Source organism: Photobacterium ganghwense (assembly GCF_017329545.1).
Lineage (GTDB): Bacteria > Pseudomonadota > Gammaproteobacteria > Enterobacterales > Vibrionaceae > Photobacterium > Photobacterium ganghwense.
Genome location: NZ_CP071326.1, coordinates 1,363,999 through 1,388,252 on the forward strand (window position 1 = coordinate 1,363,999; position 24,254 = coordinate 1,388,252).

Sequence of the window (24,254 nt, forward strand, 5' to 3'; positions counted from 1 at the left end):
TAGCTATAGCCTCATTATGGGAGGGGATGGGTCATTTCGCGACTTAAAACACAGTAAAAATACCGTAAACTTTATGTCACACATTATTAGGTGCGGTATGGGCCGTTCGTCGGAATTCGTCTGGCCTGCCAGTAGACGCTGCGCCAGTAAGGGTTATTCAGGTTAGAAATGGTAACACCCTGCGAGGTAGAGGCGTGTAGAAAGCGAGACTCGCCCAGGTAGATACCAACATGACGCAAACGGCGACCTGTCTTAAAGAACACCAGATCCCCTTTCTTTAAGTCAGAAATATCAACCCATTTTCCCCGGCGCACCTGCTCTTCCGTTGTTCGCGGCAGATTCACTTTCATGACATTGGCAAAACCAACCTGAACAAAGGCAGAGCAGTCGATTCCTCGGCGGGTGGAGCCACCGAGACGATAAGGCGTTCCCCGCCACTCGCGGTATACAGCGTCAAACGACGGATCGTTATTGAGCGGTACGTTCATCGGGACGAAATCATACCCGTTTTGTGATTGGCTGACTTCTGTTTCGGCTTCTGCGGTTGTCTCAGGTGTTGATGAGCAGCCTGACGCGATTAGAGCCACCAATATAGGGAATACAGCATATTTCACGAACCAATGTCCTCAACTGGCTATCAGTCAGTAATGACTATTTTATTGCATTTTTTTGTTGGTCAAAGTGAATAATAGCAATTCAGGCGGCCGGCAACCATGATTTAGGGGAAGATTTGACATTCAGTGCGCAGAATACGACCAAAAAAAGAGGCCGACGTCAGTCAGCCTTAAAATTCCACACAACAGAAGAGAAAGATAGCATCATCAATGCATGTGTCTGAGAAGACAAATTATCCCTCCCGCTCTTTATCGCTGTTATAACTTTTCATATCCAGTTGTTTATTAACGCTTATCTAACAACTGCGATTGGCTTCACGAGAAAAACGTCCAATTATCTCTCAAATCGGTCAAAATACGTCTCAACTGTTATTTTTCAATGCAGCGACTTTATTAGGCTCATCGGTTTTATCTCTCTTCACCGATTTATGTAACCCTGCTGTTTGATTTGAAGCACCAGCGTTACCGCGTTCAAATGTCACCTGCCCCTGTAAAACCGTCATCATGACTTTTGCCTGAGCAATTTTTTCCGCCGGAATCGCCGTCAAATCCTGATTGATGATCACCAGATCAGCCGATTTTCCGACCACGAGGCTACCAGTGATCGATTCAATCCCAAGCGCCTTAGCGGGTTCAATAGTATAGCTGTCGATAGCCTGATAAATATCGTCAATCCCAATCTCTGGCTTCTGCAATGATTCACTGATCCTGGCTAATGGAACAACTTTGTTGGTGTATAACCCGGCACTGCCCAGTGCCACGCTCACTTTGTGTTTGAGTAACTCGGAGATCGAAACTGCTTCTTTTTTATCCAAAATGTGTGATGGTGGTTGCTGGCGAGAAAACTCCGGATTCAGCAGATAAAAATTGGCGGTCACATCCAGATCATGCAGCAATTTATATAGCGGCTCATGGATGAACCGCATATTGCTTAACGTAAAGCGACTGTCATCATTTTCACGACGAACGTTCTGAATGGAGTAAAGCGCAGCCTTGATGGCTTCATCCCCCTGTGCGTGAATATATGCTCCATATCCGATTTCATTCAACCTCATCAGCCAGGTATTCAATTCCGTCGGCGAAAAGAAAAATAACCCGTAAGGCTCACTGTCTATGGACGGTTCACTGTATGGCACCGATAACCGAGCAGTGCCCAGATGGTATTGTCCGTCAACATGTAGCTTGACCTGGTTGATCAGCAACCGGTCACTCAAATCGTTCCGATACAGTTCCTTCAGTCCTTCCAGTTGCGCATTGACACCTTTATAGGGTGACAGTTTTGGCCGCACCGACACCCTAACATTCAGCCGGTTATCACGAGCCAGTTGTTGCCAGAAATCGATGCCGCCATAAAACCAAAGGCTTCCTGCATCGCCTAAGCTGGTCACTCCGTGCCGCTCAAAACAGGAAGCGGTTTTTGCGACCTGACTGTATAACTGAGTCAGCGTGGCACGGTGAGACTCCAGCGCTTTTTCCATCACAACTTCAGCGACAGATCCCAGAATCACGCCTGTGGGTTGCTGATCGCCACCACGAAGAATTTTACCACCAATAGGATCCAGCCCGTGGCGTGTCACCAGCATTTCATCCAGTCCTTTACTGTTGACCCATACCAGTGACGCATGAGGCTCAATCACCACAGTTGGGACGTTCGGAAAATGTGTATCCAGCCATTCGCGTGGGGATTGCTGTTTCAATGGTTTATCAAACAGCCCAGCGCTGAAACCTACCAGCCACTGGTTGGATTTCAGTCGGCGCGCGACTTTCTTACACGCCTGAGTACCGGCATCACCAGCTTCCGGATTGATTTCACAGGCAATATGAGTGAAGGCAACGGTATCAAGGTAGTGGGTATGTAACTCGATAAAACCGGGATAGACACCCGATTTTTCCGCATCCACGATACGGGTCTGTTTGGTCACCATTGGCTCAGCGCCAATCATGGGACCAAGGTAACTGATTTTTCCGTCGCTGATGCCAACCACTGTACCGGGTGCCTGTTTGTACACCTTGCCGCCGGTGATCAACATATCCAACGTTTCTCTGGCTTGTGTTGCACCACTGACACCCCAGAAACAACTGGCGGCCAGTGCCAACACGGTTATCCAGCGCGAACCTTTTGATTCCATTCGTAACTCGTCCATGACTTTCCTCACTCTAGGGTAATGAAAAACCCCGTTTTTTACACAGCTTGCCAAAAGTCCGGATTCTCAAATTGAGACATTCATGCATATTTTCTGCAAGGCTTCACGCAAAGCGGTCAATAACTGACACTTCAGCTATGAAAACAATAAATCAAAACGTTAGCAACTGGTCTTATGAGTTAAATGATCCCATAATGAACAAAGTTTTGTATTTTCCGTCAAGGAGTCAGTGTGCTTTCTATTGTCCGCATTTTCCTCGCCGCCTGCTTTATTATCGTTACAACGCTGTGTGCCTTGCCTTATTGCTGCCTGTTTACACCCCGCAATCCTCGTCATGTGTACACCTTCAGTCGTTGGTTTGCCCAGTTGCATAACATCATCGGCCTGAGGCTGATTCACCGCGGCAAAGAACAAGTCGCCGATGTACCGCGAGCGGTCTATATTTCCAACCACCAGAATATTTTCGACTTCGTCACATCGCCGGGTATGATCATGCCGCGCACGGTATCCATAGGTAAGAAAAGCCTGCTCTGGATCCCCTTTTTTGGTCAGCTGTACTGGATCACCGGCAATATACTTATCGATCGGGAAAACAAATCGAAAGCCCGGAGTACCATCCAGCAAGTGGTCGAAGCCATCCACCAGCGTAATCTCTCTGTCTGGATGTATCCGGAAGGCACGCGCAGTAAAGGTCGCGGTCTGCTGCCTTTTAAAACCGGAGCATTTCGCATGGCCATTGAAGCCGGCGTACCCATTGTGCCGGTCTGTGTCAGCTCCACACACAACAAAATTGCGCTCTCTAACCGCGACAACGGCACAGTGATTGCCGAAATGATGGCGCCGATTGATGTTTCCGGGTACACCCTGCAGGATGCCCGTCAGTTGGCCGATATGTGCCATGCAATGATGGAAGCTAAAATTGCTGAGCTAGATAAAGAAGTCGAGAAGATTGAGCAGGCACGTAACCGAGAAGAAGTTCGGGTCAGCTAACAGGGCTGCCTAACTTATCCTTGATGAGCGTGAGATAGGATCCACGCCCTAGTGTGGTGTCGGGCGCAGCAACACAAAGTCTATCAATAACACGAGGCATGCCCTGTTCGAGCATGCCTCGTGTTTTTTACAAATGGCGCTTGGCTGATTCATCTTAACTGGCGCTTTGCACCTGGTGTTTATTACCTGACGTTTAGTGAAGCCTTGCTAATCAAGATCCTGTATCCAGATATCACTTTGTTACACAGCGGGGTCGGTAGAAAAGTCAAGGACTTATGCGGCTCGGGAAGCCTCCGTGAGTGCCACCAGATGATCAAAACCACGTTTAAGCTGGTCGCTTTGCAAAATACGGCCATGTCCTAGGCCATCGGTCGGAAACAAAGTAACATGCTCCAACTCGCCGATCTTTTCGGAATGGCTGAATGACGCGAACCGGTCTTTACGATCATGAACAATCACCACATCAGCCAGACGTTGTTCCAGACGAGCCGCTGGGTTAATACGATCCAGTGGGTACTGGTAAGCCTGTGCAATGTCGTCGACCACCGAATTAAACAATTTCATTGAATACCCGGAGCGCTCCACAGTGCTAAACAGGTTCTCGGTATAGTTGAGTACAGGAGCGACCAGCAACACTGGTTTATCTTCCAATAACGGATGACGGCTTTCCAGCACCATTGCTCCTCCCATACTGTGAGCGATCACCCCAACAATGGCTTCCTGCTGGGCCAGAATATCATTCAGAGCAGCCACAAAACCTGGCAGGTGGCCATACTGCCCTTCACTCTCACCATGTGCCGGATTATCAAACGCCAGAGCAGTAAAACCGGATGCGGCAATGTGTTCCATCAGACTGAAGAACTGGCTGGATGACCCTGACCACCCATGGCCCAGTACCCAGGTCGGTCCCGTACCCAGGCTATATGTCATCATGTTACCTTCTGAGGTTTTTACTTTACGGCGGATAAGCCCTGCTGGCTCATCCACTTTACGTTTACTGCGATCCGGGGTCAGTAACACTTTTTTGGCCACTTTACATGCATGACCGGGAGCCAGCGTGTGGTGAAGCCGTGTCGTCAGGTTGATCAACTGACGGCGAAAACTGAAAGCCTGACGCTGACTGAAATAGATTTTGCTGCTCATCGCATTGTCTCCTCACAACCGAAATAAAACGAACGGTCGTGCTTTTTAAATCCATGAAATTACCCGTTGATGATTAATAGTTGATGCTTAATAAACGGGCATTGAAAAACATTACATCGCGATCTATCAGATCACTCGTTGCGATCGGCACGCCATTGTACGAACAGATCATCAATTCCCTGCCAGAAGCGTAAATGTTCCGCGGTTTCCAGCCCCATAGAACGGAATAAATGGCTGCTCAGATAAACGCCATACAAGCGATAGACACACTGCCAGCTATCCAACGTCGAGACAAACTCTCCCTCTGCTTTAGCCCGTTCAATCTGACGGTGAAGATAATCGAGCCAGCGGCGGGTCACTTGAGTCAGCGCCGCCTGTACGGCGTTGTCGTCATCCCCCCGCTCCTTCCAGGCATCAAGGAACATGCAACTGCCCTGAAACGACTGATTCCATTCCAGCCACAGGCGGAGCAGAAAGCGTAGCTTCTTCTCAATGCCCATAGGTACGGCTTGTCGGGCTGGTTGAATAACGCGCTCGGCAAAAAGCTGCCCAGCATATTCCAATACCGCGATTTGCAAATTCTCTTTGGAATTAAAATGTGCGAACAACCCGCTTTTTGACATTCCTGATGCTTTGGCCAGTTGTCCGATAGTCAGACTATCCAGACCATCTGTACTCGCCAACTCAAAGGCTGTCTGTAAGATATGTTCGCGTGTTGCTTGCTTCTTGTTCATTATCATTCGCGGCAGAAATAACTTAGCATCTTTTAGCACGATCGTACTTTTTAACTCAAGAAAAATCTTCACTGTGTCGATAATCATTCTCTGGATGCTCTTCCCGTCGCTGTCCGCTTTTCCGTGGCATTGCGATTACAAAAAGAGACATTTCCAATGTCGTTACATTTCTCCGGCACAGTGAAGATGCTCTCTACCCTTTCGCTTCTTTGTCTGGAATCTCTTCCACCGTTTTCTTTAGCTACGAACGTTTTGGATTAGCGTTCGGCAAACCGGAACAGGCTGTCAATACGAACAGGACATTCACCAACCTGATTTACCTGATCTTCAGCCTGTTTCAGCGAATCAAAACTGCATGGAATACCGTAAGTATCAGTCAGCGGGACATCATTCCCTTCATAATCAATGAAATGGATGCTCCACCCCGCACTCAGAAAATCATGCACCAGACGTGCTTCAACAAATGAATGCTGAGACATAAGCTGACGACATTCTGAAAGAACCATAGTCACCTCCAAATGACAAACTAGTCATTACTAGTGTAGTCAGATCAATTATAGCAATGGTCTGTTCCTCACTAGTTGAAGTCAGCCTTCATAGCGATAAAAAATTCACTCTCCGCCGCAAACAAAAGAGGCTACCTTTCGGTAGCCTCTTGCAGAATGCATGCATTCGGAAATACGTATGCCTCAGATACCTTACAGGTACATCTTCGCTACGTCTGATGGCTCATGCTCACTACCTTCCAGCTGAGCAGTCCAATTCAGGCCAACCAGTACACCATCTTCAGCCAGAGTGATCATCCAGTCTTCAACAAATACATCCAGTGGGATCATTACCGCAGTAAATTCTGTCCACTCATCTACACAATGCACCGCAGCGTCCGCTTCGTTTGACCAGAACGGCATCACTTCAGATTCCTCGAACTCGCTTGAGTCAACAGACAGCCAGTCACCTTCTTCATTACAAAGGCCCCACACCTGCTGAGTCTCTTTCGTTTCAGTCACAAACAGTTCATCGTTTGCTTTCAGATCTGCGGTTAGCTTAGTCATTCTCTTCTCTCTTGATAATCTATAGGCATCAACAGCCTGATGCGGTGTAAGTTTATCAGACTTTCCTGTTCAACATGTACAACACTCTTTGTTGTTTATAGTAATCGCGCAGGAAATCAGCGTTGCAGACTGCCAATTCGCTATACTTGATTTGGCAACATCATTTCACAGCAATTTCAGGCCGTGCTGGAGTAGTAAGTCTATGGCAACCATTGATTGGCTAACAAACCTGAACAATCAAACGCTGTTAACACCTCGGTCGCATCTGGTTGAAGCACTCGAGTTCATAGGCGGGAATGGCGATGGCCAGGTAGCAGTGGATTGTGGTTGTGGATCCGGGCGCGATACAGTCTACCTGCTTGAAAAAGGATACCGGGTTTTTGCCTTTGACAATGATATCCCTCGGTTGGAAACATTATCTGAGCACCCACTCACCGGCGCCAATCCGAATCTGGATATTCAAATCAGCAGTTTTGCCGAATACCGCTTTCCTAAAGCCCATCTGATCAATGCCAGCGCCTGCCTGTTTTTCAGTACACAGGCCGACTTTGACATTCTGTGGCGCAACATCTGTAAAAGCCTTCATAAAGACGGGATTTTCTGCGGTCATTTCCTGGGTAGTGATACATTGGAAGAAAACGAGAAACTGCCTATCCTGACCCACAGTACCAAAGAGCTGGAACGGATATTGTCTGATTTCTATATCATTTCGTGGAAGAAAAAACAGGAATACTCAGCCAACCTGACCGGTAAACGACGTTTGTGGCTTGTTCATACTATCATTGCCATGAAAAAGTGATTTCACCTGACCAGAAAACTTGCCAGCTCTGGCGTTTTCGTTCTGGGCGTACAGCTTTGTCTCTGACTTTTTTCATGTCAGAATAACGCCACTTTCCTCCCCCTGTTCTGTTTGGTTCACCGTTTATGCGTACTCAACGTGTCGGCAATGCGCTGGCCGCTTTTTCGTTTGTGCTATGGGGCATTCTTCCCCTTTACTACCAGTTTTTACCGGAAGCAGATATCAATGATCTGCTGGCGCTGCGTATCCTGTTTTCCGTTCCCTTTATGTTACTGGTAATGGGGATGCTAAAGCGCCCGTTCCCAAGCCTCCATACTTTATGGCAGGACAAACGTTCACTGGCGGTTTCCGGCCTTGCCGGTCTTATCATGTGCATATCATGGTATGCCTTCACCTGGTCATTGACCCACGGACAGGTTCTGGCCGCCAGCCTGGGTTTCTTTATCAACCCACTCTTTGCCGTCACTCTGGGTGTCATCTTCCTCAAGGAACGGTTATCAGCCGCCCAGTTCGTTGCGGTACTGCTGGCTATTGCGGGCATCGGCTATCAGGTCTGGTACTACGGTGAGCTGCCATGGCTGTCACTCATCATGGGTAGTTTTTTTGCCCTGTACGGGCTATGCAAGAAATTCATCCGGTACGATGCGCTGACATCCGTTACCCTGGAATCCGCGCTGCTATCACCGTTTGCGTTGTTGTTTCTGCTGTTCTCCGGGTTCCAGGGAACCAGCACAGCGCTGTCGTCTGACACCACAACCTTGCTGCTATACATAGGCTCTGCACCTGTCACTTTGCTGCCGCTGATCTTTTTTGCCCTGGCCATTCAGCGAACCAGCCTGACCATGGTCGGACTGATGCAGTACATTGAGCCATCGTTGCAGTTTATGCTGGCAGTCTGGCTTTTTGGTGAAATGTTTGAACCCGCAAAGGCGATCAGTTTCGGTTTGATCTGGCTGGGGCTTGTGATTTGCAGCCTGGAAGCTTTAGGTGGCCACCTCCACCACAAACTCCGCGCCAGCTAAAAACCTGCCAATTGGGCGTATTACTTAAGCCTTCCCACTCCGGCCTTAAGGCCGGAGCTGGCTCACTCTTTTCGGTTCATTTCGCTGTTAGAATAAAACTTGTTCAGTTGCACGCAGTGAATTCAGTTGCACCAAATAGATTCAGTTGCACTAAGTGGATTCAGTTGCATATCGTTATTGCATTGCCATACTCATAGCATGGGCTGACGCTTTCCCAGGGAGTGAAAGTGCATTCTCACCAAATTTTTAATGACAGCTACCGCCGCTGCCTCAAGCACGAGCGTTTTTTTGACGTGTTCTATAACATTTTCTGGTGCCGGGATGAGAGGTTCCGGAAGATGTTCAAAGGCGTGGACATGGCAAGGCAAATCAAAATGCTGAAATTCTCCATTTCCATGCTCATGCTCTGCGCCACCTCGGCCAATGCCAGAGAAGCGATTCGCTTATACGGCTGCCGTCACGGTTCAAGTGGCCCGGGCGGTATTGGTGCGACCGCCGCCGATTATGATATCTGGCTCGACTGCCTGATTGACACGGTGGAACTGTGTGATCCCAAATTTGATGAATCGGTCGCTGCAGCCTGGAGACATTGTTTTGCGTCGGGTATCGCTATAATGAAGGAAGAATGTGAAACGGTAAGCCGTCGTGCCGATGAACAAACTTCCACCAGCGAAATCCACCCAGATTTATGACTGGCGCTACGGCCTGCTGGTCTCTGTTGCCGTTATTCTGGGATTGCTCACGCTGCTTTTCTCTCCTGTGTATCAACCCGCTGATTTTTATGACTATGCAGACCAACGCACGTTTGCTGGCATCCCCAATTTCCTGAACGTACTCACTAATCTCGGGTTTGCCCTGGTGGCCTTGACGGGGTTATGGCACCTGTACACAAGCCACCTCACAATTATTCCTACCTTCGGACAAGCCTATCAGTTGTTTTTTATCGGGTTATTACTCACATCACTGGGGTCTGCGGTTTACCATTATCAACCTGGTCCTCTCACGTTGGTCCTTGACCGTATCCCTATTGCGATCAGTTTCATCAGCCTCTATGGCATTGTTGTGGCTGAACACCTTTCCCTCCAATTGGCTAAAGCGATGATCTGGCCGCTGCTTGGCTACGGTGTCCTGTCTGTCAATTACTGGTACATGACAGACATTCCTGCAGGGCAAGGCAACCTGGCGCCGTACATTCTGGTCCAACTATTACCCATTATTCATATACCGATGATTTTATGGTTTTACCCGAGTGCTGAACCTGCAACCACACGATATTACTTCATGGCACTGGGACTATATCTGCTGGCCAAACTGGCAGAGGTAGCCGACCGGGAAATCTACGATCTATTGGGATTTAGTGGCCACAGTCTGAAACATCTTCTTGCGGCTGGGGCGGGCTATCTGGTGTATGTTGGCTGGCGAATAAGAGCCCGGCGAACACACTGATAAAGGAAAGAGATATGCTGGCAGCAGTTATAAAACAGCGGATTAAAAACGCTAAATTAAAAGAGCAAATTAAAGCAGATAACAAAAAGTCCCGTCAATAAGGACAGGACTTTTCTCATGCACTGCCGACTGAAAATGTCACTCGGGCAATAACATAGTCATAAATAATAGAAAAAGTATAGAAAGCAGGGAGCCAGGTTCCCAGGCCCTTACTTGTGGCCAACACCACGATTTTCTTTCTGAGCCAATGCGATTTTGCCAAAGCCCAGCTTCCGGAAATGGCTGTCGCGATAATCACGCGCCGCCTTCTGGGTCGAAACAGCTTCCACCTGCTGCTCCATTTTTAGAAATTCCTTCAGATCAATGCCTTCTGCTGCAGCAACGGCTTCATGAATTGTGCGGTATTGTGAGTAGGAAAACGACAGTGTCTTCTCTTGGTTCTTATAGGTGTAGATAATAGTGCGCGACATAACGCCTCCGACTGCAGAATGAAGAGGGCGAATTTACCCTGTTTCTTCTCAAGATGAAAGTGCCACTTCGCCAGCATCCCATGTCTTCAATGCCGACAATGCCTGAACCGGCATCGGTTGAAAGAAATAATAGCCCTGCACGCAGCCGGCACCCTGCTCCCTGGCCAACATAAGCTGTTCAGCTTTTTCAATGCCTTCCACCACCACTTCTGCTTCACTCATTGCCCCCAGCTGAACCGCGACAGAAAAAAGGCTCTTTCCTTTGTCACTGCCACTGTTGCCAATCAACGAGCGATCAATCTTGATGCGATCAAAGGTAAAATGGGATAAATGCGCCAGAGAGGCATAGCCTGAGCCAAAATTATCCAGCGCAATCGCAATGCCCCTCGCCCGCAATTTAGCAATCATTTTCGCCGTTTCACGCGGATCCTGTACTAAGCCTTCTTCGCGAATTTCCAGACAGAGATCGGAAAAGATCAGTCCGTTTTCAACCACCGTCTGACAGACCCGATCAGCAAACGCCGGTTGAGCAAGACTGGCAGAAGAAACATTAATACAAAGACGACAACCGGATGGCCGCCCTAATTTCACAAAATCAGCTATTGCGTGTTTCAGTACCCAGTCATCAACCTCGGCCATCAACCCCAGCCGCTCATACGAGGATAAGAAGGACGGAGGCGTCACAGCACCATCCGCCCCTATATGCCTGAGCAATGCTTCCACAGCCACAATCCTGCCGCTGTGACTATCCACCTGAGGCTGATAATACAGTGCAAATTGTCCCTGCTTTCTGAGCATGTCTATCTCGCGCTGCGCCATCATGTGCAACTGCATCGACGGAAAGTGCCCGGTTACCCGATTAAGACTATCGACGCCATCATTTTTCATCATCCGGTTTGTCATCAGTACTGTGATGCTGTGTCCGGCCGCCTGATTGTCCATGATTCTAAAAAATGGGTAGTAAAACAGCATACTCAGGCCAATCAGCCCCAGTTGAAACAAAGCAACAGACCACTCTCCGCCGCTGGCAAAATAACCACTCAGTACCGGTGGCGTGATCCAGGGTTGCACTTCGGTGAGTGGAGCAATCAGACCAGAAGAAATCGCGCTATACGCCAACAGATAACTCAATAAAGGTGTCAGCATGAAAGGAATCAGCATGATCGGGTTGAGGATGACCGGGATCCCAAACAGAATTGGCTCATTAATATTAAACAAGCTAAAGATCAGTACGATTTTTGCCAGCAGCCGATACCCTTCACAACGTCCAAACAGCAAAATACACAATACCAGCCCAAGGGTATTGCCAGCTCCACCAATTCCGGTGAAAAAGTCATAAAAGTTGGTGCTGATGATATTGAGTTCATCACCCAGATTCCGCCAATCTGCCATATTAGCAACACTCAGATCATATAATCCTGATTGATAAGATTGCAGGAAATCATGACCATGAATGCCCATTCCCCACAAGAAACCGCGTACCAACTCGTAGATCAACCCGTCATGAAATGACAACGGATTCAGTAACGGCAAGTTGAGTGAGGGGGAGATGACGCTCGATAGCACCAGAGAAAGAGCGGTACTGCCAAGGAGCAGGGCTGTCAGAGTGCTAGCCGCCAGTATTACAAATCGGTACAACTGCTGGCCATCCTCATTCAGCCAAATATCGCACATGCCGGTCAGCCGTTGAAACTGAGCGCATCGCTTGAACCGATGCAATATCAGACAGGACGCATACGCCGTCAACAATGCCACAACCAAACTGTTGGGTATCGGCACTTTAATGGCCAGCAGTCCCCACTGATATGAGACGAACATGTATCCAAGCAGCGCACAAAAAATGGCGCACCCTTTGTGGATTCTGTGCATGGAGGCGTAGTAACTGGCCAAGTAGAAATTGACCAGTATAGGGAAAAGATAACTGGTCACTTCCCCCATATAATTAAGAATAACACTGGCCGACTGCCACCCGAATACACCCGCCAGTTCTGCCATCAGAAACAGGCAGGCTGCCAGCATAGTAATGGGTAAAGCCAGAATAAAGACATGACTGACCGCAACGGTGTACGGATTCTCTGAAAGCAGAGACACTATTTTTTTTAACATTCCCTGTCCATAAGGCGTTATTTTTATACGACTTTGCTTATTCCGATGGCGTTGTAACGGACGGCCGACGTGCTAGTGAATCATAACAAAATCCATTTTTATTATGGGGTTTTATCCCGAACATTCACTGACTCTGCGAGTCATATAACACATATTCGCAACGCTTCTAGTGTTTTTACAGCATAAAAAATACCTCTGAAAATGTAGCCACAAATTTCAAATTTGATTAGCTAATTATCTTATTATCCATAGCGATAGGTTATATCAGTACAATATAAGCGCTGCCTTAATCAGTATCCGAGTATTAAAGACACCGACCTGAATCAAACAACAATGCGATGGAACAGCAATGTGAAAAAATGAAGGGAATGACAATCGCGAAAAAGTGGAAAAGTGGAAAAGTGGAAAAGTGGAAAAGTGGAAAAGTGGAAAAGTAAGTACGTCAGAAAATGAGAAAGGAAAAAGCCGCTTTCTGGAAAAAGGCGCTGTGTTTACAGCTTGAAGCTTGCATAAACGCTACGCTCAATAACCCGGAATTAAAAGCCAGCACCGTTTCAGAGCCAAAGCACATTCTACTTTCAGCTGTACCGTCACAATAGCCAATGACGATATCACTGTACTAGGATTTTCGCCGTTAGTTCGTCAATGGCTCTTCTGGGGTTTTGGGGGCGATTTGACCGCGACTTTAGCTCTTTGACCAAGCGGATTCTGGCTCATTCAAATAGTGGATAACCTGATTAGCACTTCCGCGCCATAACAACGATGGATCGTAGTGTTCCTGTTCGAATTTCCCGTCAATCACAACATCAACATGACGGATAACGGCTTGCTGCGCGTCATTAAGTTTAGCCAGTGTATACCCAGTCCAGAGCCAGATATCCTTGTCCGGACATTCTCGTCTTACACGTTCAACCAGGCGTTGTATCGCGGCAACGTTCACCGGATGCAAAGGATCCCCGCCTGAAAGTGACAAGCCACGACGTTTAATTCGGGAATCATTCAGATCCTTAATAACCTGATCTTCCATCGCCTGCGTAAACAAATGGCCCGAGTCCGTCCGCCAGGTGCTCTGGTTATAACACCCTTTACACTGATGCTCACAGCCGGAAACAAACAGGGTACACCGCGTTCCCGGCCCATTCACCACATCTACCGGGTAATATTTTTGATAATGCATGACTTTACTCTACCCATCCGTCTGTCACCCCTGCCTGCTACTACTGAGCCAAAACAACGAACGTGTAAAAACCAGATATTAACAAAACGGGTTTAAAACTAAGCTACTAAGCTACTAAGCTACTAAGCTACTAAGCTACTAAGCTACTAAGCAAAATAACAAAGCGCCGAAAAACAGCGCTTTCAAAATTTCAGGGTACCCAAGAACTGCCGTGATTCGGCCTATTCTGCCATATCGCCATCACGACACCACAGCACCACAGCACCACAGCACCACAGTAAAAGTCGCTACATATGCTTAACGCGGCGTTTCACTTCTTCCTGTTTACCAAAGTTGAACGGGCGCGCATCCGGGCTCCCCAGATAACCACAGACCCTACGTGTAACCGACACCTTGGCCGGATTATGGTTACCGCATTTCGGGCAGGTAAACCCTTTACTGGTACAGGCAAATTCGCCGGTAAAGCCACACTCATAACACTCATCAATTGGGGTGTTGGTGCCGTAGTACGGGACGCGGCTGTAACTGTAATCCCAGACGTTTTCGAGTGCTTCAAGGTTATGCTGGATATTCGGGTATTCCCCGTAACAGATAAACCCACCATTAGCGATTTCCGGATACGGCATTTCAAAATCAATCTTATCGTAAGGATTGACCTGCTTTTCTACATCCAGATGGAAACTGTTGGTGTAATAACCTTTGTCGGTTACACCTTCAACGACGCCGAACTCTTTCGTGTCAATTGCACAGAAACGGCTACACAGGTTTTCACTCGGTGTGCTGTACAGGCTAAAGCCATAACCGGTTTCTGCCTTCCAGCGATCCGTTGCCGCTCTCAGGTGCTGCACTATCGCAATGGCTTTCTGGCGCAACTCATCGCTATCGTAGACATGACGCTCAGCCCCATACAGCGCGTTCATTGTTTCATGAATACCAATATAACCCAGCGAAATAGAAGCACGGCCATGCTTAAAGATTTCCGCCACGTTATCATCAGCTTTCAGACGCACGCCACACGCCCCTTCCATATAGAGAATCGGAGCTACCCGTGCCTTCACCCCTTCGAGACGACTAATGCGGGTTTCAAGTGCGCGGCGGGCCAAGTCCAGTTTTTCATCCAGAAGACGATAAAAACGGGTTTCATCCCCTTTCGCCTGCAACGCAATGCGAGGCAAGTTAAGGCTGACCACTCCCAGGTTGTTACGCCCTTCATGAACCAGCTCGCCTTTTTCTTCATACGGCCCAAGAAAGCTACGACAGCCCATTGGGGTTTTGAAAGAACCGGTGACTTCCACCACTTTGTCGTAGTTCAGAATATCCGGATACATACGTTTTGACGCACATTCCAGCGCCAACTGCTTGATGTCGTAATTCGGATCCCCTTGCTTGTGGTTCAACCCGTCTTTTATCGCAAACACCAATTTCGGGAAAACCGCCGTTTTACGATTTTTGCCCAGTCCGGCGATACGGTTTTTCAGGATAGACGACTGAATCAGGCGCGATTCCCATGAGGTGCCTAAACCAAATCCAAAAGTAACAAACGGTGTTTGCCCATTCGCAGTGTGCAGCGTGTTGACTTCATATTCCAAGGACTGGAACGCGTCGTAACACTCTTTTTCCGTTCGTGCGCGGGCAAATTTCTCTGGTTCAGGAATATCCCACTCACGGGCAATCTTGAGTTGCTTTTCATAGCTGACCGTTACATAAGGTGCCAGCACCTCATCAATTCGGTTTATGGTTGTGCCGCCGTAAATATGGCTCGCCACCTGCGCAATGATCTGTGCCGTAACAGCTGTTGCGGTTGAAATCGACTTCGGAGTATCAATTTCGGCGTTACCCATTTTGAAACCATGGGTCAGCATGCCATTAAGATCAATCAACATGCAGTTGAACATAGGGAAAAAGGGTGAGTAGTCCAAATCGTGAAAGTGCAAATCCCCTCGCTCATGCGCCGTGACGATGTCACGTGGCAACATATGCTGCTTCGCATAATGTTTAGCCACAATACCCGCCAATAAGTCGCGCTGTGTTGGAATCACTTTGCTGTCTTTGTTGGCGTTTTCGTTCAGCAGCGAGGCATTACTCTGCTCTATCAGACCACGTATCTCATTGTTCAGGTGACTTTTTTTCTCGCGAGCAATGTCCCGATCGTGACGATATTCAATATACGCGCGCGCAACTTCTTTGTGAGGGCCCATCATCAGGTGATTTTCAACGGCGTCCTGAATCTGATGAATATCGACCAGTGCTTGCTCTGAAAACTGGGCCAGCACGGCTTCAGAGACATCCTGTGCATACGCTTCGTCCATGGCTTCTACAGACTCAGCTGCACTGAGTACAGCTTCCTTAATACGCTGAGTATTAAATGGTACGCGGCATCCGTCACGCTTAATCACAACCGGGTTCACACAAGGCTCCTAAAAATGACACTGTCACGAAAAACACAAAATGTAGTGGATTCAATAACAAGCGGAATACAAGATGTGGGGTATTAAGCGAGAATTCAGTTTTGAATACATTGATCTGAGTCAGGGTTTTACCATGACCGTACAGGTTGCAACCGATGTTTCCTACAGGCTCTCAAAATTCTGCTTTTGATTCCTACCTGGCTCACAAAGTCAACATTAAACATTCATCAAATCTGAATATTTACAAAAATTCGGCGGGAATTCTTGCGCAATCAGGTAGACTTATTAACCGGATAAAAAACGGTATTTTTATGTCTACGCTCTCTCGAGAAGCCTTTCAGGAAGAGGCTTTATATCAACTACTGACCCGTGGCTGGCGCTGGGTATGCACCTTGTCACTGATCTTGTTGTTCATTATTGTCGCGACATTTTTAGGCAATGCACTACGAGATCCTACCGTGCTGCTGCACCCTGCACTCAGTCTCTACGGTATACAATCACTGTGTTACATGACGGGACTGATCATTTTTCGTCCCGGTAGTCGCCCTTTTCCCTACTGGCATCTGCTCTTTTGCGTACTTTCGCTGCTGTTTAGCATGAGCTGGATGATGTCAGTGTTTCACCTGATCCACTATGCCCGGCTCTATACCAGCGCGGAAGTGCTGTCTGAGTTGGTCATCATGTTGTGTCTGCTTGGATTTTTCGCCTCGGTAAAGGCCACGTCGTTTGCCATTGTGCCTATGCTCCTTTTGAGCACTTACATCAACTATCTTAGTGTTCATGAGAGCTTACAAATTCCCCTCCTCAAGCTGCTGGCCATGCTGCTGATTATTTATACAGGGCGACAAACCCTGATGCATTGGTTCAACAGCAGTGTGAGCAAGGAGTACGACAAAGAACAACTGGTCAAACAACTCAACCAGATGGTGTCGCAAGACCAACTAACCGGGCTCAACAACCGCCGGTTCTTCGAATATGAGTTGGAAAAACAGTTTCACCAGTGTCGACGGGAACAGCAGCCCTTGTCACTGATTATGATTGACATTGATTATTTCAAGCCCCTGAATGATGCCCTTGGCCATCCGGCGGGCGATGAATGCCTGAAACGGGTAGCCCAAGTACTGAAAACCAGCCTGAAGAGACCAACTGACAGTGTGTCGCGATTCGGCGGCGAGGAGTTCATCGCAATATTACCTGCGACATCGGCAGACGGCGCCAAGGTTGTCTCCGCCAGAATATGCAAAAGCCTGGCGGATGCAAAAATTCTTCATCCCGCTTCAGATGTCAGCCCGTATGTCACTGTCAGCCAGGGTATTGCCACTGTGGGGAACGAACAAATTACCCACCAATTACTGCAACGAGCCGACAGTAATCTGTATCAAGCCAAAGCCCGAGGGAGAAACCAGGCCTGCTCGTAGTAATGCAGCATAGCCATTTCTGTTTATCCCCTTTCCTTATCATCCCCCCGTCACCCGCCCTTTTCCCGGCCGTTCAGACCGGGAAAAGCCTATACTCAATGCAATACGCTGTTGAGTATGGGCCATGAAAACAGTACTGCGGTTGTGCTGCTGTCTGAGCATCGTCCTGTCTTCATTCGGTTTTACGTTTGAAATCACCCCGATTCCCAGCACCAAATACACCGGCGATTTACCTGTTTTACTCGAAAAAGGCGTCATTCGCGTTCTGGTTTCAGCGGATCTTGGCTTCTATTACCTAGATCAGGGTAAGCCCCGCGGTTTAACTTCTGAACTCTTGGAGCTGTTTGAAGCTTACATTGCAGAAGCCACCGGCCAGAAATACCGCCTCCAGATCATTCCGATCGATCGGGATCAGCTCTTTCCGTCTCTGATTGCCGGAGTTGGCGACATCGCTGCCGCAAATCTGACCATTACTCCACAGCGATTGCAAAAAGTGGATTTCAGTGACCCCTTCCTGACTGAGGTCAGCGAACTGTTTGTGACCGAGAAAAAGCGCCGCCGGATTACCCGGCTTCGGCAGCTATCTGAAAAGAGTGTCTGGGTTCGGGCCAGTTCCAGTTATTACCAGAGCATCCGAAAAATCAATGAACAACTGGCCAAAAAGCATCTTGAGCCCATGTACGTGCATTTTCTAGAAGAAACACTGGAAGACTATGAGTTGGTACAGATGATTCAGGAAGGGTTGATCCAAATGACCGTACTGGATTCTCACAAAGCTGAGTTCTGGTCATTGGTTACTGGTAATCTGCGGCTTCATACCCGTTATCCGATCCGCGAACATGGTTCGATTGGTTGGGCTTTTCGCAAAAACAGTCCGAAACTGAGCAAACTCATCAACAGCTTTATTGAAAAGAACCGACGCGGCACCCTGAACGGCAACGTGATCTTCAACCGCTACCTTAACAGCAAAGAATGGTTCAAACAGGTGATCAGCCCAAGCAGCATCAAGCAATTTAAGAATTTACAGGACAAATTCATTCGCTACGGCAACATGTATGACATTAACTGGCTGATCATTGCAGCGCAGGCATACCAGGAATCGCAGTTTGATCAGTCGAAACGTTCACATGCCGGTGCAATCGGCATCATGCAGGTTCTTCCCCAGACCGCCAATGAGCCATATATCAACATCCGCCATATTCAGAATATTGAAAACAACATCCACGCGGGGGTGAAATACATGGACTACATTCGTAATAATTACTTCCAGGATGAGGAAACGGATGAGCTGAACCAGCTGTATTTTACCCTCGCCAGCTACAATGCCGGTCCCAACCGGATTAACCGCCTACGGGGAGTCGCAAAGGAACAAGGCTATGATCCGACCAAATGGTTTAACAATGTCGAGAAAGTGGTAAAAGAAGAGGTCGGTATGGAGCCTGTCACTTATGTGGGTAATATCAACCGTTACTTCACCATCTACAAACAACTGATGTCGATGCAAACTGCCGCGCAAAGCGAAACGGCGCGCATTCACCGCCTTCATTACAAACTCAGTCGATAAGCCTGCTGATGTGTATCGTTGAATAATTCAGCGATTAATACGCAAAATTTTGCAGGGCTGAGATCGTGATCCCGCTTTCATCATAATGTCATTTATCAAGGCTAGTGTTGCTACTACAACTTAAACACCGATGAGTTTGCTCTGGCACTCGGAGAAACAAGAAAAGCATTGAGACGACAGTATGGATACATTACACCTCACAACCTTTGTTGTCCCGACAGAAGAAGATTTGTTGGCCAGTTGCCCGGATGATCTGTTTCTGAATGACGGTGATGACGAATTCGCGAATGATGTTATCGTGCTTTAAGCGCAACGACAGACAATGACAGCCAACAATGACAAATTGGCATCGAACGACAGCAAAAAAGCGATAACAAAATCCGGTAACAAGTGCTGATTAAATCCCCCTTGCTGAATCGAGCTTGTCGAACAGAGTCCGTTTTTCGCTGAGAACGTGGGTTGCCCAATACCACCGGTTATCAGCACTTTCTTCCGTTCTTCACGTACCCATAGAAAAAGCCCTCATCATGAGGGCTTTTTGTTTTCAACTCATTTCAGTTCAAGCTGGCATGCTGGCTGGCCAGTCAGACCGTTTCAGGATGGTGCTTTTTTACGGCAGTGATATGCTCCTGACCGTTATACATCTGAACGTAGAGTTCAGCCGCTTCATCCCATTCAAACCGACAAGCCATCGCATTTTGCTGCAGACGTTTAAACTCCTGCGGGCGCTGGCAGTACAGCAGTAAGCTTCGCTGCAGCTTGATCAGCAAAGCTTCCGGTGTCGGAGCTTTAAAAATAAAGCCTGTTGCCACCTGCGGTGTCTGATCATAGTCAATCACAGTATCAATCAGCCCACCCACTGCCCTAACAATCGGTAATGTCCCATAAACCAGGCTGTAAAGCTGGTTCAAGCCACATGGCTCAAACTCGGACGGCATCATGAAGAAATCGGCCCCCGCTTCGACACAATGTGCCAGCGGATTATTGTAAGCTTCCACGAACGCCAATTTTTCAGGATGTGCGTCACTGATTGATCGCAGTTTTGCCGCCAGAACCGGATCACCGCTCCCGACAATCACCACCTGTACATCATGAACCAGAAAATCAGCCAGAATCGGCAGCAGATAATGGATGCCTTTCTGCTCCGTCAGACGACAAACCATGCCATAGACCGGCACATCTTTAACCGGCAGATTCACCTGCTGTTGCAGATCCCGCTTACAGGCCTTCTTGCCACGGGTGACACTGACTTTATTGGCTTTGTAATTCTGGGCGATGTACGGATCAGTTTCCGGGTTCCAGTCGCCGTAATCACACCCGTTGACGATACCGTAGAGATCATCTGACCGGTTGCGAAAATCGGCTGCCATACCATGTGAACCCAGCTCAGTCAGTAACTCAGCCGCGTAGTTAGGACTAACTGCATTGATTTTATCGGCAAAAGCCACGCCTGCTTTCAGCATACTGATATGGGCACTGTCCATTTCAGCCTGAACGTAGCGCTTTTGGATCAGTTCAGGAATTAAACGGAACTGCTCATAATCGAAATTGCCTTTGAAGACGGCGTTATGAATCGTGATAACACTTTTCGTGTTGGCAAAAAAAGCGTCATCTGCTGCATAGCGGGTACGCAGCAAAAACGGAACCAGACCGGTATGCCAGTCATTACAGTGCACAATATCCGGCTGAAAGCCGAGCTTTTCGCATATATCCAGCGTAGCTGCACTGAAAAAAGCAAAGCGCTCGCCGTTATCGGCATAGCCTTCGTTATTTTCCGCATAGAGTTCAGCACGGTCAAAATACTGTGGCGCGTCTAATGCGTACACAGGAACTTCACCGCTGTACAGCCGCTTCACCGCATACCCCACCGGTTCAGGCTGTGTTGGTACATAGAGTACCGTTTCCAGCAGGGTGTCACCCTGCTCACGTTCTGCCACTTTGCGATAGTACGGCATGGCAATACGCACATCATGCCCCATCGCTTTCAGTGAAGCCGGCAGCGACTTGGCCACATCCGCCAGGCCACCGGTTTTAACAAGTCCCTCAACCTCAGAAGCCACAAACAGAATTTTCAGAGGCTGAGAAGAAGGTGTAGTCTTAGTAGCCAATTTTCGCTCCTTTCGGTATCACGACAATCCCTTCGTCTGATACATGGTACTTTTTACGATCCTCTTCAGGATTCTCACCAATGACAGTTCCCGGTGCGATTTGCACGTTTTTATCGATAATAGCACGGCGAATGGAGCAGTTAGCGCCGATTTTCACATCCCCCAGGATGATTGATTCGCTGATTGTCGTGCAATGATCCACATTAGTACGGAACCCCAGTACTGACTTGTAAACCCGCGCACCGCGAATGTAACTACCAGCCGAAATCATGCAGTTATTGATATCAACCTTGCAGTTGTCACCGTCCAGAACGGTGGCCGGAGGCAGTGGCGGGTAATAGGTATGCAATTGCCACTGGCGGTTATACAGTGAGAACGGCGCATCTTCAGACAATAAATCCATGTGCGCCTGCCAGTAAGATTCAATCGTGCCGACATCACGCCAGTAACCTGCTGTTTTCTCACCCGGGATAATATTCGTTGTAAAATCGTAAACGTACACTTTCCCTTGCGGGAACAGTTTTGGAATGATGTCCTTACCGAAATCATGGCTGGACGATTCATTCATCGCATCTTCTTCCAGTTCTTTACACAGCACACCGGTTTCGAAGATGTAGTTACCCATCGACACCAGAGCATGCTCAGGATCCCCGGGGATCGCCTTTGGATTTGCCGGTTTCTCTTCAAAACCTATCATCCGCCCGTTCTGATCCACTTCGATCACGCCAAAGGCAGACGCTTCGCTGATCGGCATACGCAGTGCTGATACCGTTAAATCCGCTTCGTGAGCATGGTGGAAATCCAGCATCTGCTTCACATCCATTTTGTAGATGTGGTCACTGCCGAAGATACACACCTGATCTGGTGATTCCAGCTCAATAAAGCGAATATTCTGGTAGATGGCGTCAGCTGTCCCGTCATACCAACGCTTACCCATCCGCATTTGCGCTGGGATAGGATCAATAAAACGCCCTGTGATCCCAGAAACATTCCACCCTTTTTTCATGTGCACATACAGCGACTGAGACTTAAACTGAGTCAACACGAAAATCCGCATCAAATCCGCATTCAGAAAGTTATTCAGTGCAAAGTCGATCAAACGGTAACTGCCACCAAAAGGCACTGCCGGTTTGCTGCGTGAATCCGTGAGTGGCCTGAGACGAGAACCTTCACCACCAGCCAAAATCATTCCTAAGACACCTGCCATGGTGTACCTCCTTGTGAGTAAGCAACTTGTGCCATATATAACACACGGCCATACCTGAGGAGAATGGCTATGCAGTATAAATTGATAGGTATTTTCAAAAATATTGTTTTCTTTCAAACCCAGCGATGTGGGTTACATCTTTTTTCGTCAGACTTTTTGAACACGCGCATCATTCGAAACATAAAACTGCGAGCAAGTACAAAAAATAACCGATACAAAATTTTATAATTTTGTCACTTTCGTCTGTTTGCCACGTATTTTCTTGCTTGCAATCCCTACTCCCCCAGCCTCCTCCCCCTTGAACCATTGCAAAAGCTGAATACTTTCGCAAACTGAGTGGGTAGACTGCGCTCAGTTCATCAGAAGGACATATAGAATGAGCAACCCTGTTTCACATATGGACAATACCTGCGCCAGTAATGTCATCCTGCACGCATTTGACTGGCCATACGCCCGGATTGCACACTATGCCGAAGCTATTGCAAATGCCGGATTTAAAAGCGTTCTTGTCTCCCCACCGATGAAATCCCTCCACCACCGGAACGGGTCTCCCTGGTGGCAGAGATACCAGCCTCAGGATTACCGGGTGATAGACAATCAATTAGGCAACACCCATGATTTCATCCTAATGACAGAGGCATTAAAAAAGCATGATCTGCACATTTATGTCGATGTGGTCTTTAATCACATGGCTAACGAGTCAGACCATCGGACAGACCTGAACTACCCTTCAGAAAAAATCCTTAATCAATATAAGGATGAAGAAGAGTATTTTGAAAAAATCCGTTTATTTGGTGATTTATCAAAAGCCTTATTTACCGAACAAGACTTCGTTAACGCCTTCCCAATTAAGGATTGGCACAATCCCTGGGAAGTTCAGCACGGAAGAATCAGTGGTGATAGCAATGATCCCGGTCTTCCAACGCTAAAATGCGCAGAAAATGTAGTAAAGCAACAACAGAAATACCTGCGCGCGCTAAAACAATTAGGCATAAAAGGGTTCAGAATTGATGCTGCTAAGCATTTAACTTTAGAACATATTCAGCGAGTGTGGGACGAAGACGTCAGTAAAGGCATGCATATTTTTGGTGAAATCATCACCGATGGCGGAGCCAGCCGTGACGAGTATGAATTATTTCTGGAGCCGTATCTGAAAAGCACTTCGCTCGGGGCATATGACTTCCCACTGTTCCATTCAGTCTTCAATGTGCTGGAGAAAAGCCGTCCAATGACAGAATTAATCAACCCCTATTCAGTGGGGCAAGCACTGGCATATGACCGGGCAATCACTTTTGCCATTACCCATGATATTCCCAATAACGATGTCTTCCTGGATCAGGTCATGTCCCCTGTCAGCGAGCGGCTGGCCTACTGTTACCTACTAGGGAGAGACGGTGGTGTACCGCTGGTATACAGCGATCTGAACACCAGTGGCATAACTGATGAGTCGGGACAACCACGCTGGCTGGATTGCTGGCAGGATCCGATACTAAGCCGCATGATTACTTTCCATCACCAGATGCACAGCCTGCCTATGCAAATCCTGGAAGCCGGAGATGATCACTTGGTTTTCTCCAGGGGAAACGAAGGCATCGTCGCCATAAACCGGGGACAACAACCCGTTTGCGTTGAGTTACCGGAAGGCAACTATCTGGATTGCCTCTCATTGCCCGGAGTCGAAATGACAACGTCGCAGGATCGACAAGCACAACTGACCAATGAAGATAATTTACCCATAAAAACTGAAAGGTTTCTACAATCAACTGATAGTAAAAACGTTTTACTGCTTCCCGGTGGAAGCTGTGCGATGATGATGAAAAAGCAGTGAAACGCTATCTTCAGCACTGAATGC

General features: G+C 47.9%; 21 protein-coding genes. 9 read left to right on the top strand and 12 right to left on the bottom strand.

Going from position 1 to position 24,254, the window contains the following annotated elements:
• Positions 1-86 precede the first annotated feature (86 nt).
• Both FH974_RS22375 and FH974_RS22380 read right to left on the bottom strand, forming a co-directional pair.
• The gene (locus FH974_RS22375) at positions 87-614 is read right to left on the bottom strand and encodes an NlpC/P60 family protein (protein ID WP_242551911.1); all 528 of its coding nucleotides are present in this window, start codon (positions 612-614) and stop codon (positions 87-89) included.
• 362 nt (positions 615-976) lie between these two features.
• The gene (locus tag FH974_RS22380) at positions 977-2,758 is read right to left on the bottom strand and encodes an amidohydrolase (protein ID WP_047886007.1); all 1,782 of its coding nucleotides are present in this window, start codon (positions 2,756-2,758) and stop codon (positions 977-979) included.
• A 231-nt stretch (positions 2,759-2,989) separates the two neighbouring features.
• Between FH974_RS22380 and FH974_RS22385 the strand changes: the two genes are divergently transcribed.
• Entirely contained in the window at positions 2,990-3,748 is a 759-nt protein-coding gene (locus tag FH974_RS22385) for a 1-acylglycerol-3-phosphate O-acyltransferase (RefSeq protein ID WP_047886008.1), read from the top strand.
• 273 nt (positions 3,749-4,021) lie between these two features.
• Here the strand turns inward: FH974_RS22385 and FH974_RS22390 are convergent, their stop codons facing one another.
• From FH974_RS22390 to FH974_RS22405, 4 genes are all read right to left on the bottom strand, one after another.
• Complete coding sequence (locus FH974_RS22390; protein WP_207103780.1) at positions 4,022-4,891, bottom strand: alpha/beta hydrolase; 870 nt, start codon at positions 4,889-4,891, stop codon at positions 4,022-4,024.
• 131 nt (positions 4,892-5,022) lie between these two features.
• Positions 5,023-5,625, bottom strand: a complete 603-nt coding sequence (locus tag FH974_RS22395; RefSeq protein ID WP_047886363.1) for a TetR/AcrR family transcriptional regulator — start codon at positions 5,623-5,625, stop codon at positions 5,023-5,025.
• Between the two features lie 257 nt (positions 5,626-5,882).
• On the bottom strand, positions 5,883-6,131 hold the full coding sequence (locus tag FH974_RS22400) for a hypothetical protein (protein WP_047886010.1): 249 nt from the start codon (positions 6,129-6,131) through the stop codon (positions 5,883-5,885).
• Between the two features lie 192 nt (positions 6,132-6,323).
• Positions 6,324-6,677 (bottom strand): DUF2750 domain-containing protein, encoded by a 354-nt coding sequence (locus FH974_RS22405; RefSeq protein ID WP_047886011.1) that lies wholly within the window; start codon positions 6,675-6,677, stop codon positions 6,324-6,326.
• Between the two features lie 202 nt (positions 6,678-6,879).
• On the opposite strand from FH974_RS22405, the gene FH974_RS22410 reads away from it, so the two are divergent.
• The 4 genes from FH974_RS22410 (at position 6,880) to FH974_RS22425 (ending at position 9,944) form a co-directional block, all read left to right on the top strand.
• Complete coding sequence (locus tag FH974_RS22410) at positions 6,880-7,476, top strand: class I SAM-dependent methyltransferase (RefSeq protein ID WP_047886012.1); 597 nt, start codon at positions 6,880-6,882, stop codon at positions 7,474-7,476.
• A gap of 125 nt (positions 7,477-7,601) precedes the next feature.
• Positions 7,602-8,498 carry an EamA family transporter RarD gene (gene rarD, locus FH974_RS22415; protein ID WP_047886013.1) on the top strand — a complete coding sequence of 299 codons (897 nt, stop codon included), beginning with the start codon at positions 7,602-7,604 and terminating at the stop codon, positions 8,496-8,498.
• Positions 8,499-8,725: 227 nt separating this feature from the next.
• Positions 8,726-9,190 carry a globin family protein gene (locus tag FH974_RS22420; protein ID WP_047886014.1) on the top strand — a complete coding sequence of 155 codons (465 nt, stop codon included), beginning with the start codon at positions 8,726-8,728 and terminating at the stop codon, positions 9,188-9,190.
• On the top strand, positions 9,150-9,944 hold the full coding sequence (locus FH974_RS22425; protein WP_047886015.1) for a hypothetical protein: 795 nt from the start codon (positions 9,150-9,152) through the stop codon (positions 9,942-9,944). Before FH974_RS22420 ends, FH974_RS22425 begins: the two co-directional genes overlap by 41 nt.
• Positions 9,945-10,153: 209 nt before the next feature.
• Here the strand turns inward: FH974_RS22425 and FH974_RS22430 are convergent, their stop codons facing one another.
• The 4 genes from FH974_RS22430 to nrdD all read right to left on the bottom strand — a co-directional run bounded on the left by FH974_RS22430 (position 10,154) and on the right by nrdD (position 16,105).
• Positions 10,154-10,414, bottom strand: a complete 261-nt coding sequence (locus FH974_RS22430) for a DUF2960 family protein (protein ID WP_047886016.1) — start codon at positions 10,412-10,414, stop codon at positions 10,154-10,156.
• Between the two features lie 48 nt (positions 10,415-10,462).
• Positions 10,463-12,520, bottom strand: coding sequence for an EAL domain-containing protein (locus tag FH974_RS22435; RefSeq protein ID WP_047886017.1), 2,058 nt, complete (start codon positions 12,518-12,520; stop codon positions 10,463-10,465).
• A 685-nt stretch (positions 12,521-13,205) separates the two neighbouring features.
• A complete protein-coding gene (gene nrdG, locus FH974_RS22440) occupies positions 13,206-13,697 on the bottom strand; it encodes an anaerobic ribonucleoside-triphosphate reductase-activating protein (protein WP_047886018.1) in 492 nt (163 codons plus the stop codon).
• A 287-nt stretch (positions 13,698-13,984) separates the two neighbouring features.
• Positions 13,985-16,105, bottom strand: coding sequence for an anaerobic ribonucleoside-triphosphate reductase (gene nrdD, locus FH974_RS22445; protein WP_207103781.1), 2,121 nt, complete (start codon positions 16,103-16,105; stop codon positions 13,985-13,987).
• 311 nt (positions 16,106-16,416) lie between these two features.
• On the opposite strand from nrdD, the gene FH974_RS22450 reads away from it, so the two are divergent.
• The 3 genes from FH974_RS22450 to FH974_RS26380 all read left to right on the top strand — a co-directional run bounded on the left by FH974_RS22450 (position 16,417) and on the right by FH974_RS26380 (position 19,394).
• Complete coding sequence (locus tag FH974_RS22450) at positions 16,417-17,523, top strand: GGDEF domain-containing protein (RefSeq protein ID WP_047886370.1); 1,107 nt, start codon at positions 16,417-16,419, stop codon at positions 17,521-17,523.
• A gap of 124 nt (positions 17,524-17,647) precedes the next feature.
• The gene (locus FH974_RS22455; protein WP_047886037.1) at positions 17,648-19,087 is read left to right on the top strand and encodes an MltF family protein; all 1,440 of its coding nucleotides are present in this window, start codon (positions 17,648-17,650) and stop codon (positions 19,085-19,087) included.
• Positions 19,088-19,268: 181 nt separating this feature from the next.
• Positions 19,269-19,394 carry a hypothetical protein gene (locus FH974_RS26380; RefSeq protein WP_273859794.1) on the top strand — a complete coding sequence of 42 codons (126 nt, stop codon included), beginning with the start codon at positions 19,269-19,271 and terminating at the stop codon, positions 19,392-19,394.
• Positions 19,395-19,671: 277 nt separating this feature from the next.
• Here FH974_RS26380 and glgA read toward each other — a convergent pair whose 3' ends face one another.
• On the bottom strand, positions 19,672-21,195 hold the full coding sequence (glgA, locus tag FH974_RS22460) for a glycogen synthase GlgA (protein WP_047886038.1): 1,524 nt from the start codon (positions 21,193-21,195) through the stop codon (positions 19,672-19,674).
• Positions 21,185-22,402: a glucose-1-phosphate adenylyltransferase gene (gene glgC, locus FH974_RS22465; RefSeq protein WP_047886039.1), complete on the bottom strand. Its 1,218-nt coding sequence runs from the start codon at positions 22,400-22,402 to the stop codon at positions 21,185-21,187. Before glgC ends, glgA begins: the two co-directional genes overlap by 11 nt.
• Before the next feature lie 376 nt (positions 22,403-22,778).
• Here glgC and FH974_RS22470 point away from each other — a divergent pair, with 376 nt between their 5' ends.
• Complete coding sequence (locus FH974_RS22470) at positions 22,779-24,230, top strand: alpha-amylase family glycosyl hydrolase (RefSeq protein ID WP_422894363.1); 1,452 nt, start codon at positions 22,779-22,781, stop codon at positions 24,228-24,230.
• Positions 24,231-24,254 lie beyond the last annotated feature (24 nt).

Excerpts from the sequence above, each read along its gene's own strand:
- FH974_RS22380 (WP_047886007.1), bottom strand. The coding sequence starts at position 2,758 with ATGGACGAGTTACGAATGGAATCAAAAGGTTCGCGCTGGATAACCGTG.
- FH974_RS22390 (WP_207103780.1), bottom strand. The coding sequence starts at position 4,891 with ATGAGCAGCAAAATCTATTTCAGTCAGCGTCAGGCTTTCAGTTTTCGC.
- FH974_RS22395 (WP_047886363.1), bottom strand. The coding sequence starts at position 5,625 with ATGAACAAGAAGCAAGCAACACGCGAACATATCTTACAGACAGCCTTT.
- FH974_RS22400 (WP_047886010.1), bottom strand. The coding sequence starts at position 6,131 with ATGGTTCTTTCAGAATGTCGTCAGCTTATGTCTCAGCATTCATTTGTT.
- FH974_RS22405 (WP_047886011.1), bottom strand. The coding sequence starts at position 6,677 with ATGACTAAGCTAACCGCAGATCTGAAAGCAAACGATGAACTGTTTGTG.
- FH974_RS22410 (WP_047886012.1), top strand. The coding sequence starts at position 6,880 with ATGGCAACCATTGATTGGCTAACAAACCTGAACAATCAAACGCTGTTA.
- rarD (WP_047886013.1), top strand. The coding sequence starts at position 7,602 with ATGCGTACTCAACGTGTCGGCAATGCGCTGGCCGCTTTTTCGTTTGTG.
- FH974_RS22425 (WP_047886015.1), top strand. The coding sequence starts at position 9,150 with ATGAACAAACTTCCACCAGCGAAATCCACCCAGATTTATGACTGGCGC.
- FH974_RS22430 (WP_047886016.1), bottom strand. The coding sequence starts at position 10,414 with ATGTCGCGCACTATTATCTACACCTATAAGAACCAAGAGAAGACACTG.
- FH974_RS22435 (WP_047886017.1), bottom strand. The coding sequence starts at position 12,520 with ATGTTAAAAAAAATAGTGTCTCTGCTTTCAGAGAATCCGTACACCGTT.
- nrdG (WP_047886018.1), bottom strand. The coding sequence starts at position 13,697 with ATGCATTATCAAAAATATTACCCGGTAGATGTGGTGAATGGGCCGGGA.
- FH974_RS22450 (WP_047886370.1), top strand. The coding sequence starts at position 16,417 with ATGTCTACGCTCTCTCGAGAAGCCTTTCAGGAAGAGGCTTTATATCAA.
- FH974_RS22455 (WP_047886037.1), top strand. The coding sequence starts at position 17,648 with ATGAAAACAGTACTGCGGTTGTGCTGCTGTCTGAGCATCGTCCTGTCT.
- FH974_RS26380 (WP_273859794.1), top strand. The coding sequence starts at position 19,269 with ATGGATACATTACACCTCACAACCTTTGTTGTCCCGACAGAAGAAGAT.
- glgC (WP_047886039.1), bottom strand. The coding sequence starts at position 22,402 with ATGGCAGGTGTCTTAGGAATGATTTTGGCTGGTGGTGAAGGTTCTCGT.
- FH974_RS22470 (WP_422894363.1), top strand. The coding sequence starts at position 22,779 with ATGAGCAACCCTGTTTCACATATGGACAATACCTGCGCCAGTAATGTC.